This window comes from Pseudomonas sp. MYb2 (assembly GCF_002979955.1).
GTDB lineage: Bacteria > Pseudomonadota > Gammaproteobacteria > Pseudomonadales > Pseudomonadaceae > Aquipseudomonas.
The window spans coordinates 424,781-443,118 of sequence record NZ_PCQC01000001.1; the positions used below are offsets into that span (position 1 = coordinate 424,781).

Annotated in this window: 15 protein-coding genes; 8 read left to right on the forward strand and 7 right to left on the reverse strand. The window is 60.9% G+C overall.

All coding sequences use genetic code 11. From position 1 onward, the window contains the following. Positions 1–97 precede the first annotated feature (97 nt). Genes CQ009_RS01985 through CQ009_RS02000 form a run of 4 tightly spaced genes read right to left on the reverse strand, consistent with a single transcriptional unit; the run spans position 98 to position 4,951 of the window. Positions 98–934: a class I SAM-dependent methyltransferase gene (locus CQ009_RS01985; RefSeq protein ID WP_064389656.1), complete on the reverse strand. Its 837-nt coding sequence runs from the start codon at positions 932–934 to the stop codon at positions 98–100. Next, positions 928–2,082 (reverse strand): acyltransferase, encoded by a 1,155-nt coding sequence (locus CQ009_RS01990; protein WP_105704729.1) that lies wholly within the window; start codon positions 2,080–2,082, stop codon positions 928–930. The genes CQ009_RS01985 and CQ009_RS01990 overlap by 7 nt, the downstream gene beginning before the upstream one ends. Continuing rightward, positions 2,079–3,380, reverse strand: coding sequence for a glycosyltransferase (locus CQ009_RS01995; protein ID WP_105704730.1), 1,302 nt, complete (start codon positions 3,378–3,380; stop codon positions 2,079–2,081). Before CQ009_RS01995 ends, CQ009_RS01990 begins: the two co-directional genes overlap by 4 nt. Further along, entirely contained in the window at positions 3,374–4,951 is a 1,578-nt protein-coding gene (locus CQ009_RS02000; protein ID WP_064389659.1) for a glycosyltransferase, read from the reverse strand. The genes CQ009_RS01995 and CQ009_RS02000 overlap by 7 nt, the downstream gene beginning before the upstream one ends. A 426-nt stretch (positions 4,952–5,377) precedes the next feature. Here CQ009_RS02000 and CQ009_RS02005 point away from each other — a divergent pair, with 426 nt between their 5' ends. The 8 genes from CQ009_RS02005 to CQ009_RS02040 are packed head-to-tail and all read left to right on the forward strand — an operon-like array spanning position 5,378 to position 14,366. Further along, entirely contained in the window at positions 5,378–6,292 is a 915-nt protein-coding gene (locus tag CQ009_RS02005) for a GDP-mannose 4,6-dehydratase (RefSeq protein ID WP_105704731.1), read from the forward strand. Then, entirely contained in the window at positions 6,289–7,260 is a 972-nt protein-coding gene (gene gmd / locus CQ009_RS02010; RefSeq protein ID WP_105704732.1) for a GDP-mannose 4,6-dehydratase, read from the forward strand. The genes CQ009_RS02005 and gmd overlap by 4 nt, the downstream gene beginning before the upstream one ends. Positions 7,261–7,263: 3 nt before the next feature. Next, positions 7,264–8,706, forward strand: coding sequence for a mannose-1-phosphate guanylyltransferase/mannose-6-phosphate isomerase (locus tag CQ009_RS02015; RefSeq protein ID WP_064389662.1), 1,443 nt, complete (start codon positions 7,264–7,266; stop codon positions 8,704–8,706). Then, the gene (locus tag CQ009_RS02020; RefSeq protein ID WP_105704733.1) at positions 8,707–9,504 is read left to right on the forward strand and encodes an ABC transporter permease; all 798 of its coding nucleotides are present in this window, start codon (positions 8,707–8,709) and stop codon (positions 9,502–9,504) included. It abuts the gene before it with no gap. Further along, complete coding sequence (locus CQ009_RS02025) at positions 9,504–10,757, forward strand: ABC transporter ATP-binding protein (protein WP_105704734.1); 1,254 nt, start codon at positions 9,504–9,506, stop codon at positions 10,755–10,757. Before CQ009_RS02020 ends, CQ009_RS02025 begins: the two co-directional genes overlap by 1 nt. Beyond that, positions 10,754–12,121, forward strand: coding sequence for a glycosyltransferase family 1 protein (locus CQ009_RS02030; protein WP_105704735.1), 1,368 nt, complete (start codon positions 10,754–10,756; stop codon positions 12,119–12,121). The genes CQ009_RS02025 and CQ009_RS02030 overlap by 4 nt, the downstream gene beginning before the upstream one ends. Next, positions 12,105–13,235: a glycosyltransferase family 1 protein gene (locus tag CQ009_RS02035; protein WP_105704736.1), complete on the forward strand. Its 1,131-nt coding sequence runs from the start codon at positions 12,105–12,107 to the stop codon at positions 13,233–13,235. The genes CQ009_RS02030 and CQ009_RS02035 overlap by 17 nt, the downstream gene beginning before the upstream one ends. Beyond that, positions 13,236–14,366, forward strand: a complete 1,131-nt coding sequence (locus CQ009_RS02040) for a glycosyltransferase family 4 protein (protein WP_105704737.1) — start codon at positions 13,236–13,238, stop codon at positions 14,364–14,366. A gap of 126 nt (positions 14,367–14,492) precedes the next feature. Here CQ009_RS02040 and CQ009_RS02045 read toward each other — a convergent pair whose 3' ends face one another. From CQ009_RS02045 to CQ009_RS02055, 3 genes are all read right to left on the reverse strand, one after another. Then, entirely contained in the window at positions 14,493–16,523 is a 2,031-nt protein-coding gene (locus CQ009_RS02045) for a pyridoxamine 5'-phosphate oxidase family protein (protein WP_105704738.1), read from the reverse strand. Between the two features lie 45 nt (positions 16,524–16,568). After that, a complete protein-coding gene (locus CQ009_RS02050) occupies positions 16,569–17,195 on the reverse strand; it encodes a glutathione S-transferase family protein (protein ID WP_105704739.1) in 627 nt (208 codons plus the stop codon). Between the two features lie 105 nt (positions 17,196–17,300). After that, positions 17,301–18,227 (reverse strand): LysR family transcriptional regulator, encoded by a 927-nt coding sequence (locus tag CQ009_RS02055; protein ID WP_105704740.1) that lies wholly within the window; start codon positions 18,225–18,227, stop codon positions 17,301–17,303. Positions 18,228–18,338 lie beyond the last annotated feature (111 nt).

An 18,338-nucleotide genomic window follows, 5' to 3' on the forward strand; every position in this document is an offset into this window, starting at 1 on the left:
CACAAAAACCCCGTAGGAGCTGTTGAGTGAAACGAGGCTGCGATCGTTTGATCTTGTTTATAGAATCAAGCCAAAAGATCGCAGCGTGCCGCAGCTCCTACAGAGCTGTCGCAGGTTTACGCGCGATGATCACCTGGCTTTTCGCAACCACCGCATCCAGCGCCTGCTTGATCTGCGCGCCACGCGGCGAGTTCAGCACCGCTTGCCAGGTGTCGGCCCAGTGATTGAGCAAAGGATGATCCGGGTTGCTGAAATCGACCTTGGCTTCCCAGAACAGCAACATCCACATCGACCAGTAAAAACCGTATTGGCTGTGGCTGATGATCTCCAGCCCCGCCTCGCTGACCATCGCCTTGAACTGCTCTTCGCTGATGATGCGAATGTGGTTGGGTTTCTGGAAATACTCGGCGGCGGCGATGTCTTTCTGCAGGTCTTCGGAACTTGGGTGCGGCACGCTCAGTAAATACAGCGCGCCGGGTTTGCCCACGCGCACCAGCTCCGCGAGAAACTGCGCCGGATCGTCGACGTGCTCGATGACCTCGGTGGAGACCACACGCGTGGCTGTGGCATCGGCAATCGGCAGCGGATTACAGTCGGTGACATGGCATTCGACATCCCGCGCCGGCGTGTCACTGAGCCGCTGGCGGGTCGCTTCGACCTTGGCTGCATCGATGTCAGCGATGATGATCTTCGCCCCGCGCATGCCGCAGAAATGCACGTTGCCGCCGTCGCCACAGCCGACGTCGAGCAGCGTGTCATCGGCAGTCACCGGGAAGCCTTTGAACAGCTCGCCGGTTTCCTGATTGAACCAGCCGCTGAGCATCGCATCGTGCAGGCCGAGCATGTACGGATCGGTCTTCTCGGCAGTCGCGACAGGCTGCGCGGGGGCCGGTGCAGGCGTGCCCGCCGTGAGTTTCTTCAAAAGGCTCAGCATGAGGTGGCTCCAGAGGATGGGACGGCGGTTCGCGAAGTACCGAGGCGTTTGACCAGCGCGGCGCCGCGATTGCGCATGGGCATTTCGATGAAGCGGTAATTCAGTTCACTGAGCAGCACGATCAGACCGAACGCCAGCAACAGCGTGATGATCGGGTGCCCGGCCGGGCTCGGCAGACCGGCGGTTTGCAGGCGGAAGATCAGTTCGCGTACCAGTTGATAGGCCGGAATATGGATCAGGTAGATGCCGTAGGAACGGCTGCCAATCCAGGCCAGTACACGCTGAACGCCAGCGACGGGCATCAGATAATCGCGGTTGTATGACGCGATCCATACCAACAGCGCGCTGAGGACAGCGATCGAACCGATGCGGTAGTTAGCGAAGGTGAAACGGTCAGTGGCCATGAAGCTCAACAACGCTGCGATCACGATCAACGCCGAAATCCCGGCCCACGGTCGACGCAAGAACGTCGGTTGCCAGCGCTGATAGCTCGGCTGTGCGCTCCACATGGCAAGCAAGACGCCAAGCGCCAGTGCATCGGTGCGCACCACCATCAACAGCGGCGTGCGCACGGTGAACAACTGCACCGCGACCAGCGCCAGCAACGCCCAGACCAGATGCTTGCGGCACAGCACGATCAGCAGCGGGAACAGCAGGTAAAACTGCTCCTCCAGCGACAGACTCCAATAGACGAAACTGCTGCCATATTCGTAGTGAAAGAAGCTGTCGGCAAAGCGGAAGTTGGCGTACTGAAAGACCCCCGCCAGTGTCGCTTGCAGGTTGGCGGACAGCGTACCGAACGCCCCGGAACGATTGACGAACAGGCACGCCAGCAACATCAGCGCCAGCCATAACCAGGCGGACGGCAACAGACGAAAGGCCCGGCGCAGCCAGAAATTGCGCGTCTGTTGCCAATACTCCTGGCGCGTAGTGCAACCTTGCAGCGCCGGAATCAGGCTGCGGGCAATGACAAACCCGGAGATAGCGAAAAACAGATCGACGCCCCACCACGGCTGCGCCCAGCCGTGGATTTTTTCCAGCAAGGGCACCGGATCGGTGAACAGGCTGCCCTGCAGGTGATGGAACAGCACGCCCAGCACCGCAATGGCGCGCAGGACTTCGATGTCCATGATCCGTTTGCTGTTCATGCTCGCGGGGTTTCCACGAGGGTCGCGTTGAGTTCGAACATCTGCGCGAAGAACGCCTGCAAACGCTGCTCGGCCACCGCCTGACTGCAGAATCCTTGCAGGCTGCTGACCGCTTGCGCCGACATCTGTGCATAACGCGCCGGGTGATTTTTCGCCACCTCGTAACTGGCCTGATAGGCCTGGCACAACGACGCCCAGTTGGTCACATAACGCAAGGTACGGAAGGCTTTGCGCGGGTCGTGCGGCCAGGCTGTGAGTTCGTCGGTGGATTCGATCAGGAACGCATTATCGGCGCTCAGGTAATCGATCATCGCCGTAGTACGTGGCGCCACCGCCGGTTTGCCGCAGGACATGAACTCCATCAACGGCAGGCACTGGCCTTCGCCATAGGAGGTGTTCACCACGTAGCGGGTCGCTTGCACCAGGCGCTCGTAATCGGGGTCGGCGAGATAGCCGTAGATCAGCACGATGCGGCAGCGATAGGACTGGTTCTTGTACAAGTGATGGAGGATGTCGCCGAGGGCTTCTTCGGCATCGTGATGGGTGAGCTTGAGCACCAGCGTGGCGTCTTCGACATCGCGAAAACTCACGCAGAAAGCACTGAGCATGTCTTCCCAGTTCTTGCGCCCATCGCCGGGGTTGAACACCGAGGTGTACACCACGCCGTCGAGCAGCAGCTCCTGTTCGGTGATCGGCGCGGCGAAATCGATACCTTTGCCACGGCGTAAATGCTTGGGTCCGAATGCATTCAGGTCGAGGGTCCGACTGTCAGCAACCAGCCCCTTGATCTTCAGGCGAAACGACTCGCTCGGCACTTGCCCCTGCAACTGCGCCCCCCGTGCGGCGAAGCGATCCCACACCGGCGCAGGTACGGCGACGATCGGGTAGTCGGCGTCCATCGCCTCACGCACCGCGTTGACCGTGTAGCTGGAATGGGTGATCGCCGCGCCACAGGCGCGCAGCACGGCACGCCAGTCATTGCGCGGTTCACCGGCAAACGCTTCGTTAGGGATGGTGCTGAATTCCCAGGCAAACACCGGCAACGTCGGACACGCCAGATGCACCGGAGTGCGATGCGGTGGCGAGAACGACAGGAACACACAAGGCTCGCCCCGGCTCAGGCATTCCAGGTACAGCGCATCGACCTCGCGCTGTGGATCAACAACCTCCACCACCCGCCCGAGGCGCTCGAGCACCGGCCGGTATTCCTTGAGCACGAAGTAATAGCTGTACTCTGAACGCCCGAGATTCTGCACGATGGTGTGCTGGTTGGTTTCCGAATGAATGATGATCAGCATGAGGCGTTGTCCGTCACTGGCGCGGCGTCTGTAGTGTTCGGTGCCAGCCCGAAAAAATCCGCCATGCGCTTTTGCACCGGAGCAAAGGCGCAGTAATCGTGCATTCGCTGTACGGCGGCGGCCGACATCCGCTGGTAATCCTGCGGCTGTGCCTTGGCCACCCGGTAGCTCTGCTCGTAGGCGTTTTTCAGCGAACCCCAGTCCGGGCGGTAACGCAGGGTGCGGTAAATGATCCGCGTGTCCTGCGGCCAGATGGTCAGCTCCTCGCTGGAGCCGACCACGAACGCCACCGCATCATCGATGTAATCTTCCATCGCCGTGTGATCTGGTGCGATCACCGGTTTGCCGCTGGACATGAATTCCATCAACGGCAGACACAACCCTTCACAGCGCGAAGCATTCACGTAGAAACTCGCGGCCTGGTAGAGCCCGGCGTACTGCGCATCGTCGAGGTAACCGTGCATGACCACCACACGGCAGGCGAACGGCGTGAGTTGCGCGAGCAAGGTCATCAATTCGCTGTAGTAGGACGCCAGATCGTTCTGGGTGATTTTCAGCACCAGTGTCGCATCGGGCGTTTCACGAAACGCCCAGCAGAACGCGGTGATCAGTTGGTGCCAGTTCTTGCGGCCATCCTTGGGATTGAACACGGTGACGTAGACAACACCGTCGACCCGGGTTTCGACCACCGACGTGGTGTCCGGCAGATCCAGCGGTGACGGCTCGATGATTGGCAGCGGTTGTGGACCGCAAATGGCCGGCAGACGTTGTTCGAGCCAGCCGTGAAGATTGTCTGGAAACAGATCGCGAAGGCCTTCCCAGTACCAGTTTTGCAGAAACTTTACTCGCGGTACCGGCTCTGCCTGCTCACGGCCCAGGTCCAGCGCCCACAGGCGCAGGTAATGCCGGGCAATCACCAGACGTCGCTTGAACGTCAGCGGTGGCGGGCGCGCGGCTTCGAGTTCGGCGGCCAGCGCGGCCTCTTCTTCAGCGGTCAGCGGCGTCGGGATCAGCGCATCGGCTGACAGGCCCAGCGTGCGTGTATCGAAAATGCAGCCCTTGATGGCCAGCGTGGCGCCCGGATTGACCGGCACAGGCACATGCTGCCGACGGATTGCCGCGAAGTTTTCCCACAGCGGCGTCGGTAGCACCAACACCGGAAAGTCTTCGCCCATGGCCCGGCGAATGGCGCGCGCGGTGTGGCTGGACAGGGTGATCACCCGGCCTTGGCGCGCAAGCATCTGCGTCCAGTCCTGACGCGGATCGTTGTCCCACTGCTCATTGGGGATCGAATCGAACTCCCACGCCACCACGCAAATCGTCGGGCACTGCAGATCGACCGGGGTTTTCTGCGGCGGGGTGAACGACAGGAAGACACTGTCTTCGCCGGCGGCGAGCAGTTGTTGATAGAGCGTATCGACTTCGGCGGTGGACGCCACCACATGCACGCGCCCAAGGCTTTCCAGCACCGGACGATACGCCTTGAGCACGAAGTAATAGCTGTATTCCGGACGCCCCAGGCTTTGGCTGATGGAGCTGTCGTTAATGTCCGAGTAGAGAATGAAATTCATGGCATCCCACGATGAAACTGCCGTCCTGGCACCTTCATGCTATGACGGCCAAGCCTCGGATCAAGTCGGCAGTGCCGCTCTCGCCCTAGGTCATGGAGCACGTCTTCGTTCTTGTTTTAGTGGTCGGTTTCACCCTGCATCACGCCCCCGGAATCAACCCCGGGATTGTCGCGACGAGGGGCATTCTAAACACATCCGTTGAGGATTCGTGAACCATCCGGCGAGAATAAATCGGGCTACGCTGACGAGAACTGACCGGTCACGGTTGGACCTGTTGAAATTGCCGCGCAATTGGCACAGATTGGCAACCAAACAACTACAACAATGACTTCGCCCGTCGTCCCATCGGTTTTTCTACCGGTCTGACAGACATCCCCTTAAAGCCTGTGGGAAAGTGGCGCAAGTTCAAGACCAAGGGGTCGCTGTTTGAAAAAGCGTCTGTTCGTCACGGGTCTCAGTGGATTCGTGGGACAACATATTCAGTCTCGTCTGGCATTGCCTGATTCGTCGTGGGAGCTGCTGCCTGCCGCTGCGCCCTACGACCTGACGGATCCGGACAGCCTCATCGACCTGTGGCCGCAACTGCCCGACGCCGTCATTCATCTGGCCGGGCAAACATTTGTCCCGCAAGCCTTTCGTGACCCGGCGGGCACTCTCGAAATCAATCTGCTCGGCACCCTCAATCTGCTGCAGGCGCTCAAGGCTCGCGGCTTTCAGGGCACCTTCCTGTACGTCAGCTCCGGCGATGTCTACGGTCAGGTCGGCGAAAACGCCTTGCCGATCACCGAACAACAACCGCCCTGCCCGCGCAACCCTTACGCGGTGAGCAAACTGTCCGCGGAGTTTCTCAGCCTGCAATGGGGCCTGAGCGAAGGCTGGCCAGTGCTGGTCGCGCGGCCGTTCAATCACATCGGTACCGGGCAGAAAGACAGTTTTGTCATTGCCAGCGCTGCCCGCCAGATCAGCCGGATCAAGCAAGATCTGCAAGCGCCGCAACTGGAAGTCGGCGACATCGACGTGACACGCGACTTCCTCGATGTTGGCGATGTCGTGTCGGCGTACTTCGCGCTGCTGGAAAAAGGCACGCCGGGGCAGGTCTACAACATTTGCTCGGGGCGCGAGCAAAGCATCCGCAGCCTGATCGAACAGCTGGGCGATCTGGCCGAGGTCGAGATGCAACTGGTTCAGGATCCAGCGCGCATGCGTCGCGCCGATCAGCGCCGCGTTTGCGGCAGCCACGCAAGACTGGCGAAAACCACAGGATGGGCGCCAGAAATCACCACACAACAATCCCTGCGGGCGATCCTGTCCGACTGGGAGATGCGAGTACGACAAGAATGACAAAAAGTGCACTGATCACAGGGATCACCGGCCAGGACGGCGCGTATCTGGCCAAGTTGCTGCTCGACAAGGGCTACAAGGTTCATGGTCTGGTCGCACGGCGCAGCAGCGATTCGCGCTGGCGCCTGCGCGAGATGGGCGTCGAAGCCGACATCGTCTACCTCGACGGTGACATGGCCGATGCCTGCTCGGTGCAGCGCGCGGTCATCAAGTCGGCGCCGGACGAGGTGTATAACCTCGCCGCGCAAAGTTTCGTCGCAGCTTCCTGGGATCAACCGGTGACCACCGGCATCGTCGACGGTCTGGGGGTTACCCATCTGCTCGAAGCGATCCGTCAGTTCAGCCCGCACACACGCTTCTATCAGGCCTCGACCAGCGAAATGTTTGGCCTGATCCAGGCCGAGCAACAGGACGAGAACACGCCGTTCTATCCGCGCAGCCCCTATGGCGTGGCCAAGCTGTACGGCCACTGGATCACCGTCAACTACCGCGAAAGCTTCAACCTGCACGCCAGCAGCGGCATTCTTTTCAACCACGAATCGCCACTGCGCGGCATCGAATTCGTCACCCGCAAGGTCACCGACGCCGCCGCCCGCATCAAGCAGGGCAAACAGCACGAACTGGCCTTGGGCAACATCGACGCCAAGCGCGACTGGGGCTTTGCCGGCGATTACGTCGAGGCCATGTGGCTGATGCTGCAGCAGGACAAGCCTGACGATTTTGTCGTCGCTACCGGTGTCACCACCACGGTGCGCGAAATGTGTCGCATCGCCTTTGATCACGTCGGCCTGAACTACCGCGACTACGTGAAGATCGACCCGGCGTTTTTCCGCCCGGCCGAAGTCGAAGTGCTGCTCGGCAATCCGGCCAAGGCACAACGCGTGCTGGGCTGGAAGCCGAAAACCGACCTGGATACCTTGATCCGCATGATGATGGATGCGGACATGAAACGCGTCGCCAAGGAGTAGGCCATGCTGATCCCCGTGATTCTGTCCGGCGGTGCCGGCACCCGTTTGTGGCCGGTGTCCCGCGAGGGCCATCCCAAGCCGTTCATGACCCTGCCCGACGGTGAGTCGCTGCTCGGCAAGACCTACCAGCGTGCCGCCGCGTTGCTGGACGGCCGGGGCGACATTGTCACGGTGACCAACCGCGAATATTACTTCCAGAGCAAGGATCACTATTGCGCCGCCCACGTGTCGCGCCATCGCGGACACTTCCTGCTGGAGCCGACCGGGCGCAACACCGCCCCGGCCATCGCCGCCGCGGCGCTTTCGTTGCAAGCGCTGCACGGTGATGACGCGATCATGGTGGTGATGCCCGCCGACCATTTGATCGTCAATCAGGACGCACTGAAAACCGCGGTCGAGCACGCAGTCAATCTGGCCAAGGACGGTTACCTGGTGACCTTCGGGGTGATCCCGACCGCACCGGAAACTGGCTTCGGCTACATCGAGACCGGCGCACCGCTGGACGCCAAAGGCGCAGCGAAAGTACAGCGCTTCGTCGAGAAACCCGATCTGCAGACCGCCACGCATTATCTGGAGAGCGGCAACTTTCTGTGGAATTCGGGCATGTTCTGCTTCACCACCGCGACCGTGATTGCCGAACTGCAATTACACGCGCCCGAACTGCTGGAGCAGACCCGCGCCTGTATGCAAGCCAGCGCTGCGGTGGAAACCGTCGGCTGCCTGCAACAGGAACTGTCGCCGGCGCTGTTCGCTGAAATCACCGACATCTCCATCGATTACGCCTTGATGGAGCGCTCGGAAAAAGTCGTCGTGGTGCCCGCCGGTTTCGACTGGAGCGACATCGGTTCGTGGGGCGCCGTCGCGGCGCTGGTGCCGGCCGATGCCGACAACAACCGCGCCAGCGGCGAAGCGATCTTCATCGACAGTCACAACAACTTCGTCCAGAGCGAAGGTCGTCTGGTGGCCACGGTGGGAGTGGATAACCTGATCGTGGTCGACACCGCCGACGCCGTGCTGGTGGCCCACGCCGACCGCGCCCAGGATGTGCGCCGGGTGGCCAAGCAACTCAAGGACAAATCCCACGAAGCCTATCGCCTGCATCGCACAGTCAGCCGCCCGTGGGGTACTTACACTGTTCTCGAAGAAGGCCCGCGCTTCAAGATCAAACGCATCGTGGTCAAACCCGGCGGCAAGCTGTCCCTGCAAATGCACCATCACCGCAACGAACACTGGGTGGTGGTCGAAGGCATGGCCAAGGTCACCAACAACGGCACCGGCACGCACCTGGTGGCGAAGAACGAATCGACGTTCATTGCCGCCGGCCACAAGCATCGCCTGGAAAACCCCGGCGTGATCGATCTGGTGATCATCGAAGTGCAAAGCGGCGAATACCTGGGAGAGGACGACATCGTCCGCTTCGAAGACCATTACGGCAGGACGGTTTGAATGCTGCTTTCCCTGTATCGCTCGCTGCGCAGCTACCGTGGCTTCATCCTCGGTAGCGTGCAACGAGAGTTTCAAGCGCGTTACCGCAATTCGCTGTTCGGCGCCCTTTGGCCGATCTTCAATCCGCTGTCGATGATCGTCGTCTATACGGTGATTTTCTCGCACATCATGCGCGCGCGCCTGCCGGGTGTGGACGACAGCATGGCCTACAGCGTTTACCTTTGCGCCGGTTTGCTGGCCTGGGGACTGTTCTCCGAAATCACCTTGCGCAGCCAGACGATGTTTCTCGACAACGCGAATCTGCTGAAGAAAATCAGCTTCCCGCGGATTTGTCTGCCGGTGATCGTGTTGATCAACTCCGGGATCAACTTCGCGATCATCATCGCGCTGTTTTTGGGCTTTCTGCTGGTAACGGGACGCTGGCCGGGCATGGTCTTGCTGGCGTTGCTGCCGCTGGTGGCGCTGCAAATGATGTTTTGCGCCGGATTGGGCATGATCCTCGGTGTGCTGAATGTATTCTTCCGCGATGTCGGCCAGCTCTTTGCGATCTGCCTGCAGTTCTGGTTCTGGCTGACGCCGATCGTTTACCCGATCACGATCCTGCCGGAATGGGTACAACGCCTGTTGCAACTCAATCCATTGACCAACCTGTTCAGCAGTTATCAGAACCTGTTCCTCTATGGTCAGTGGCCGGTCTGGAGTTCGCTGCTGCCGATCTTCGTCACCGGCAGCGTTTTCTGTCTGTTCGGGCTGCGCCTGTTTCGTCAACGCGTCGGCGAAATGGTGGATGAACTCTGATGGGACATATTCGTGTCACCGGCCTGAGCAAGGCCTATAAACAATACCCCAACCGCTGGGCCCGCCTGGCCGAGTGGCTGATTCCCTTTTCGCCCATTCGTCATCACCAGCACTGGGTGCTGCGCGATGTCGATTTCGAGATCGCTCCCGGTGAAGCGGTGGGCATCGTCGGCGCCAACGGGGCCGGCAAAAGCACCTTGTTGAAGATGATCACCGGCACCACCCAGCCCACTGGCGGCACGATCGAACTCCAAGGTCGGGTCGCGGCGCTGCTGGAGCTGGGCATGGGTTTTCACGCCGACTTCACCGGGCGCCAGAACGCAATCATGGCCGGGCAGTTGCTGGGCATGCAGCTTGAAGAAATCGAAGCGCTGATGCCCGAGATCGAACACTTCGCCGAAATCGGTGAAGCCATCGATCACCCGGTGCGCACCTATTCCAGCGGCATGCAGATGCGCCTGGCGTTCAGCGTGGCCACCGCCCGGCGCCCGGATATTCTGATCGTCGACGAAGCGTTGTCGGTGGGCGATGCCTACTTCCAGCACAAGAGCTTCGAGCGCATCCGCAGCTTCCGCAAGGCCGGCACCACCCTGTTGATCGTGTCGCACGACCGCTCGGCGATTCAGTCGATCTGCGATTCTGCGATCCTGCTCAAGGACGGACGCATGGCCATGTACGGCAAACCCGAAGCCGTTCTCGATTATTACAACGCCCTGATGGCCGAACGCGAAGGCCAGGTCGTGCGCCAGGAAATGCTCGCCGGGGGTGAAGTGCAGACCGTCTCTGGCACCGGTGAGGCGGCGATCCTCGGCGTGCGCATGCTCGACGAAAACGAGCGCAGCATCGACGCCGCCGAAGTCGGGCAAGCGGTGGTGCTGGAAGTCCAGGTTGAAGTGCGCAAGGACATCGAGCGCCTGGTGCTGGGCTTTATCCTCAAGGATCGCTTGGGGCAGATGATGTATGGCATCAATACCCACCGACAGGGCAAAGCCCTCACCGATCTGCGCGCCGGCGAACGCTTTACCTATCGCTTCGCCTTCATCATGGGCCTGGGCAAAGGCAATTATTCGGTGTCGCTGAGCCTGTCGCGTCTGGACTCGCACCTGGATCGCAACTTCGAGTGGCGCGACTACGGCCTGGTGTTCCACGTGATCAACAATCGCCGCGAAGATTTCGTCGGCTGCTCCTGGCTCAACGCCCAGACCACGATCACTCGGCAAACCGAAGCCACGCCTGTCGAGCGCACGTCATGACCCGCTTGCTGGTGGAATGCACGCACGTGTTCAAGCACCCGAAGGTCAACTCGGGCATCCAGCGCGTGGTGCGCAACGTCATCAAGCAATTGCCTGCGAGTGCCGACGGCGTCGAATGCATGCCGGTGATCCTGCTCAATGGCCAACTCTATCGCGTGCAGCGGCTGGCACCGTTGAACACCCCTGTGTTCAACGCCCTGGCGACGTTCGGCGAACGCCTGCAACGCCTGGCGCATCGCTTCTGGCAATGGCACCAGCGCCTCGACAGCCAGTGCAGCGCGAAATCGGTGCGGCGTGTGTTGTATGTCGCCTATCGCCTGACGTCGTTCGGCGTATTCGGTTTACCGCTGCGCTTGATTGGCGCCATCAACCACACGCAACTGCTCAAACGCTGCTCGCCGCTGCAACATCAGCCCGGCGATCAACTGGTGCTGCTGGATTCGTCCTGGCACTCGGATTTTTTTGCCCACGCCGAACAACTCAAACGCGACGGCGTCGGCATGATCGCGGTGATCTACGACCTGATTCCGCTGACCCATCCGCAGTTCTACGACACACGGCTGGTGCAGGTTTTCAGCGAATGGTTCGACTGGATCAGCCACACCGCTGACGGTTACATGGCGATCTCCGCCACGGTGCGTGATCAGGTGCGCGAGGAACTGCAGCGCCGCATCGGTCCCGCACAGGCTGACAAGCGCTGGTTCGACTTCTTTCATCTCGGCTCCGAACTCGACCTGCGCAGCAGCGAAGAAACGGTCGAGCCCCGCCTGAGCAAAATATTCGCGACATCCGAGCCGGTGTTCCTGATGGTCAGCACCATCGAACCGCGCAAGAATCACGGTTATCTGCTCGACGCCTTTGAACGCGCCTGGGCCGCCGGCTCGAACGCCCGGTTGTGCATCGCCGGGCGCATCGGCTGGAAGTGCGACGCCTTGCTTGAGCGCGTGCGCAAGCATCCCGAGCTGAATCAACGCTTGTTCATGTTCAATGATCTGAGCGACACCAGCCTCGAACATGCCTATGCCCATGCCAGTGCGCTGGTGTTTCCGTCGTTCGTCGAGGGCTTCGGCTTGCCACTGGTCGAAGCCATGCAGCGCGGTCTGCCGGCGATGGGCAGCGACATCGCGGTGTTCCGCGAGATCGGCGGCGAGTTCATGGCGTATTTCGATCTGCAAGACCCACAAAGCCTTGCTGATCTGATCAGCGCTTTCGAAAGCAGCGACCAGTTCCCCGCCGCCCGCGATGTGGCTGACTGGGCCTGGATCGATTGGCGCGAGGCCAGCGAGCAATTGGCCGAACGCAGTGTGCGCCATGTCCTTGAAGCGCCAGCGGCGCAAGCGAGGCAGCATGCGCATTGCCCTTAACGCACGGATTCTGCAGGCACCGCGCACCGGCATCGGCCACTACGTCGCCGAACTGGTCAACGCGTTGCGCAGCGAGACCGATGTCGAGGTCATGCTGTTCCACGGCTGGGGCTGGAGTTCGGCGCTGCCGGAAGCGGCCATGCCCGGTTATTCGCGCCTGACCCCGTTGCTGCGGCAGATTCCCGGGGCTTATCAGGCACGGCGCTGGCTGGAGCAGAAACGTTTCGACCAAGGCTGTGCCCAGGACATCGATCTTTATCACGAGCCGAGTCTGTGGCCGCTGGCCTTCAACGGCCCGACCGTAATCACCCTGCACGACCTGACACATCTGCATTTCCCCGACACCCAGCCGCCGGCGCGGCTCAAGGAAATCGAGCGGCGCCTGGCCGCCGGTGTAGAGCAGGCGCGGCTGATCCTGACCGACTCGCAGGCCATTGCCGACGAGGCGCAAGCCTGGTTCGGTTTGCCCGCCGAGCGCTTTGTCGTGGCGCCGCTGGGCGTGGCGGAGCGCTTCCATCCGCGTGAACCGCAGACCATCGACGCGGTACTCAAGGCGCATGCCGTTGAGTACCGTGAGTACTTTCTGTGTGTCGGCACCCTCGAACCGCGCAAAAACCTCGGCTTGGCCCTGCGCGCGCACGCCTTGCTGCCAGACGCCGTGCGCCAGCGCTTTCCGTTGCTGATCGTCGGCATGGCGGGCTGGGAGCGCGAACAGTTCAGCGAACCGTTGCGCCAGGCCTTGGCGAGCGGGCATGTATGCCTGCTCGGTTACCTGCCGGACGAACAGGTGGCACAACTGCTGGCCGGGGCCCGGGCGCTGATTTTCCCCTCGTTGTATGAAGGTTTTGGCCTGCCGGTACTGGAGGCGATGGCCAGCGGCACGCCAGTGGTCATTACCCGCTCTTCAGCCATGCCGGAAGTGGCGGGGCCAGCGGGCAACTATATTGAAGCTGAAGATGCAGACGGCTTGCGTGACGCAATGAGCCGACTGATCGACGATCAAGCACATTGGCAGGCATGCCGAGAAGCCGGATTGCAGCAGGCACGGCTTTTTTCCTGGGAGCGTTGTGCACAGGCCACGGCCAGTGCCTACCGCCAGGCCATGGGAGGTTGAATGCGCGTACTTCATTTCTTCAAGACTTACCTGCCTGACTCGGTCGGCGGCATCGAACAAGTGATCTACCAACTGTGCGAGAGCGGCGCCAAACATGGCATCGACGGCCAGGTCCTGACCCTCAGCGCCGACCCGACCCCGCCTGTGGTGCAACTCGGTCACCACGAAGTGCACCGCGCCAAACTGGATATTCAGTTCGCCTCCACCGGATTTTCCTGGAGCGTGTTCAAGCAGTTTCGCGAGATGGCCGCCGAAGCCGACGTGGTCAACTACCACTTTCCCTGGCCGTTCATGGATCTGGTGCATTTCGCCAGCGCCATGGACAAACCGAGCGTGGTTACCTACCACTCGGACATCATTCGCCAGAAGCACCTGCTCAAACTCTATCGTCCGCTGATGAACCGCTTCCTCGCCAGCGCCGACCGCATTGTCGCGGCATCGCCCAACTACCTGCACACCAGCGATGTGCTGCAGCAGTTTCAGGACAAGACCCGGGTAATTCCGTATGGATTGAACAAGACAGGTTATCCACAGGCCGATACTGAGCGCATGAACCGTTGGCGGCAGCAGCTTGGGGATAAGTTTTTCCTGTTTGTCGGGGTGATGCGTTATTACAAGGGCCTGCATATTCTGCTCGATGCCTTGAAGGACGTGGATTACCCGGTGGTGATCGTTGGCGCCGGACCGCTCGAGCTGGAACTGCATGCCCAGGCTACAGCGCTGGGGCTGCGCAACATCCACTTCCTCGGGCGTTTGGGCGATGAAGACAAAGTCGCGCTGCTGCAACTGAGCTATGCGATTGTCTTCCCTTCGCACCTGCGTTCCGAAGCCTTCGGTATTTCGCTGCTTGAGGGCGCGATGTACGGCAAACCAATGATCTCCAGCGAAATCGGCACCGGCACCAGTTACATCAATATCCACAACGAAACCGGTCTGGTCGTGCCGCCGAGTAATCCACAGGCGTTTCGCGAGGCGATGCGCACCCTTTGGGACGATCCGGTGCGCGCTGCGGCGATGGGCGTGAAGGCTGAGGCTCGATATCGGCAGTTATTCACAGCTGACGAAATGGGCCGCAAGTGGATGGAGTTGTATCAGGAGTTGCTGGAAGAAAAATCCCTGTCCTACGCCTGATTTCAGACCCAACCACATTGCCAATGTGGGAGCGAGCCTGCTCGCGAAAGCGTCGGGTCAGCCAACATCATCGTTGCTGACAGACTGCATTCGCGAGCAGGCTCGCTCCCACAAGGTTGTTTTCGGTTACAGATCCAAAACCAATGGTTGGCTACTCTGCGCCGGCACCGCGCAACAGATCAGCACATGCCCGGCTTCCGGAATATCCGCTGGCGGCTGTGGATAATTCACCGCACCGCTGACCAGTCGGGTCTTGCAGGTGCCGCACGACCCTCCCCGGCAACTGAACTCCGGACGTAGTCCACGACTTTCCGCCAGCTCCAGCAAACTGCCGCCGTCCGGCTGCCAGCGCGCCTCTTTCGCCGAGCGCTCGAACACCACCGGCACCGACGTGGTGGCGGCGGGCGGTTGCTCGATGACGATGGCGTCCGGGTCGGCCTGACGTTTAAGCGTCGAAGGGCCAAAGGTTTCCGCATGAATCTGCGCATCACGCACATCCAGTTCGCGCAGGATGTCGTACAGCCCCTGGGTAAAACCACCAGGGCCGCAGAGAACAAAATCGAGCTGGTCGAAATCCTCGGCATCCAGCAGGTTCCTCAGCACCGTGCCGTCAATTCGGCCCGGCAGATCAAAATCCTCGCCCTCTCGTAGCTCGGCTTCCGGCTGGCTGAGCAAACGCAAGACGCGTACTGAGTCGCCAGCCGTTTCAAGCAGACGATCCAGTTCCTTGCGAAACGGCTGATCCGCCAGATTGCGCGAACTCTGCAGCAATAGCGTCGGACGAATTCCCCGCGTGCGTAAGCCTTGGTACACCACCTCGCGCAGCATCGACAGCAACGGCGTGATTCCCACACCGGCCGCCAACAGCACCAAAGCTCGGTGCTCCAGCGGTGCCACGGTGAAATGCCCTTGCGGCGCCCGCGCTTCCAGCACATCGCCAACGCGAATCTGCTCATGCAGGTGCGACGAAATCAGGCCTTCGCGCTTGACGCTGATCCGGTAGAAACCATCCGATGGCGCGCTCGACAGGCTGTAAGTGCGGATATGCACCTCACCATCGATCGTGAAGCGCAGCGGCAAATGCTGGCCGGCGAGAAACACCGGCAAACCGGCACCATCGGTGGGCTCGAGATAGATGGAACGGATGCTGCGGCTTTCTGCTTCAATCCTCGCCACGCGCAGTGGTCGCCATTGGTTGCCCAATGCCTGCGCCTGCAACCGCGCGTCCGCCTCGGCCCAGTTGCCAGTCAACAGACTGGTCGGCGACATGCCGTCGAAGCGCCAGCGCAACGCCAACGCTGCCGGGCGCCGCACCAGTTTTTCCACCTCGAAAGTCCACAGGCGCTCAGCCCCTTGAAACGCTTCGATCTGCGGGTCTTCCAGAAGGATCTCGGTTCGCCCGCTGAGTTGCAGCACATCGCCTGTGGCAAAGTCGATGAACAACAGACCAGCCTTGGGATTGAGCAGCAGATTGCCGAGGGTGTTGAAGTGCAGATTGCCGGCGAAGTCGGGGATGGTCAGACGATTGCCGTCCACCCGTACGAAACCGGCCTGGCCGCCCCGGTGTGAAACATCCACCGCACGCTCGCCGGCGGTATCTACATAGCTGGCGACAAAGAACGTGTCGGCCCCGCTGATCAGCGCCGTGGCCGCGTCATCGAGCGCGTTCAAGTGCTCAGCCGGACGAGTCTGCGGATCCGTCAGCGGCACCCGCTGAAACTGTCGCAATTGGATATATTGCGGGCAATTGCCAAACGCCTGATCCACGCTCACCTGAAAACCCTGCGCGCTCAGCTTGCCAACATGGCCGTTGAGGCGATTGCGCCGGCGGGTGTGCAACTCAATGCCGAGCAAACCGATCGGCTCGCCATTGCGCAATTGCGCCGGGTCATCCGCCGCGACCTGACTGGCGAAGTGCAGATGCTCAGGATCCGGCGAATGGGCAAACCCCGGTGCGCCTTCGAGCACACTGGCCCAGGGCCGCCCATCGGCATCAACGGCGCCGTACAGCAGGAAGGGCAATTGCTGATAGAACTCACGGTGCTGGTCCGGCATCCAGGTGCGAATCACCTTACGCCCGAAAGCTTCCATGCGTTCGGCGACGCCGACATGGGCCTGTAACTGTTGCTCGCCAGCGTGCCACGGTGAACGTTCCATCACGACCTCTCCCCTGCACCGGCGGCGCAGTGTGGATTGCGAAAATCAGGCAGTGGTTTGCAGCCCGGCGACAGTGCGCGGCATGCCAACAAAACCGGGCAAGGCTTCGACCCGGGCCAGCCAGGCGCGAACGTTGCCGTAGTCAGCCAACGACACGTTGCCTTCCGGCGCGTGGGCGATGTAACTGTAGGCGGAGACGTCGGCAATGGTCGGTTCGTCGCCGGCCAGAAACGCGGTTCTGCCCAATTCGACGTCCATCACCTTGAGCAGGTTGTGCGCTCGGGTGATCGCCTCTTCGGCATTCAGTTGCGCGCCAAACACTGTGACCAAGCGTGCTGCTGCAGGCCCGAAAGCAATCGGCCCGGCGGCGGCGGACAACCAGCGCTGCACGCGTGCTGCACCAACCGGGTCGGTTGGCAGCCAAAGACCGTTACCGTATTTCTGCGCCAGGTACACCAGAATTGCGTTGGAATCGGCCAGCACCACGCCGCCGTCATCGATTGCCGGTACCTGACCAAAACTGTTGATCGCCAGATACGCGGGCTGCTTGTGCTCACCCTTGGCCAGATCGACGAAGATCAGCTCGGTCGGCAATTGCAGCAGGGACAGCATCAACTCGACGCGATGTGCGTGGCCGGAACGCGGGAAGTTGTAGAGTTTGATCGCTTGCATGGTCGACTCCGCTGAACAGGGGCGCCGCTGCGGGGATGAGAGCGCCGATGCAGGCCATCATCTACCCACTTCGAAAAGAACAGAATCACCAGCAAACGCAATCGATTATTTCATCTCATGCAATAACGCCGCATTTTTCAACGCGGGATGTTCGCGCAGAGCCGTTACCGTGAAATCAACGAAACTGCGGATCCGCGCCGGGGCCTTGCGCCCCCCCTGATACACCACATGGATCGGCAGTGGCGGCAGTTCGAATTCAGCGAGGACGATTTCCAGTTCACCGGAGGCTATCTTGCTCGCTACTTGATAGGACAACACGCGGGTCAAACCAAGGCCCATACAAGCGGCGGTAATCGCTGCCTGATTGGCGGTCACGATCAGCCGCGGCTCAGGTCGCACGTTGAGCGGTTCGCCCGCGTCGAGAAACGGCCAACTGCGTTGCTGGCCAATCGCGGAGGTGGCCACCACCGGCGCTCCCGCCAGTTCCAGGGGATGAACCGGCCGACCGCGCTCGGCGAAATATTTCGGCGAACCGCAGATGACCCGTCGAACCTCACCAACCCGAATCGCGTGCTGATTACTGTCCGGCAGGTCACCGATGCGCACCGCCACATCAATGCCCTCTTCAACCATGTTGACGATGCGATCAACCAGCACCGCATTGATCGTGACATCCGGGTACTGCGCCAGATAACCCGCCATCACCGGCGTCACAAATAAATCACCGAACAACACCGGCGCCGTCACCGTCAACTGTCCACGCGGCTGCGCATGACTGCCCGCAGCCGAATCCTCGGCTTCCTGTACCTCAGCGAGGATCCTGCGACAATCCTCCAGATAACGCTGCCCCGCTTCGCTCAAATGCACGCTGCGCGTGGTCCGGATCAGCAACTGCGTGCCGATGCGCAACTCTAACGCCGCCACCGCCCGGGTGACGCTGGCTGCCGACAAGCCCAAACGCCGAGCGGCGGCGGAGAAGCCTTGCTCTTGGGCGACGGTGGTGAAGATGTGCATTTCCTGGAAGCGGTCCATGGGGTCGACCCTCACATCAAAAATCAAAAGATCGCAGCCTGAGGCAGCTCCTACAGGTGAAATACGATTCCCGTGTAGAGCTGCCGCAGGCTGCGATCTTTTGCGTTTAAT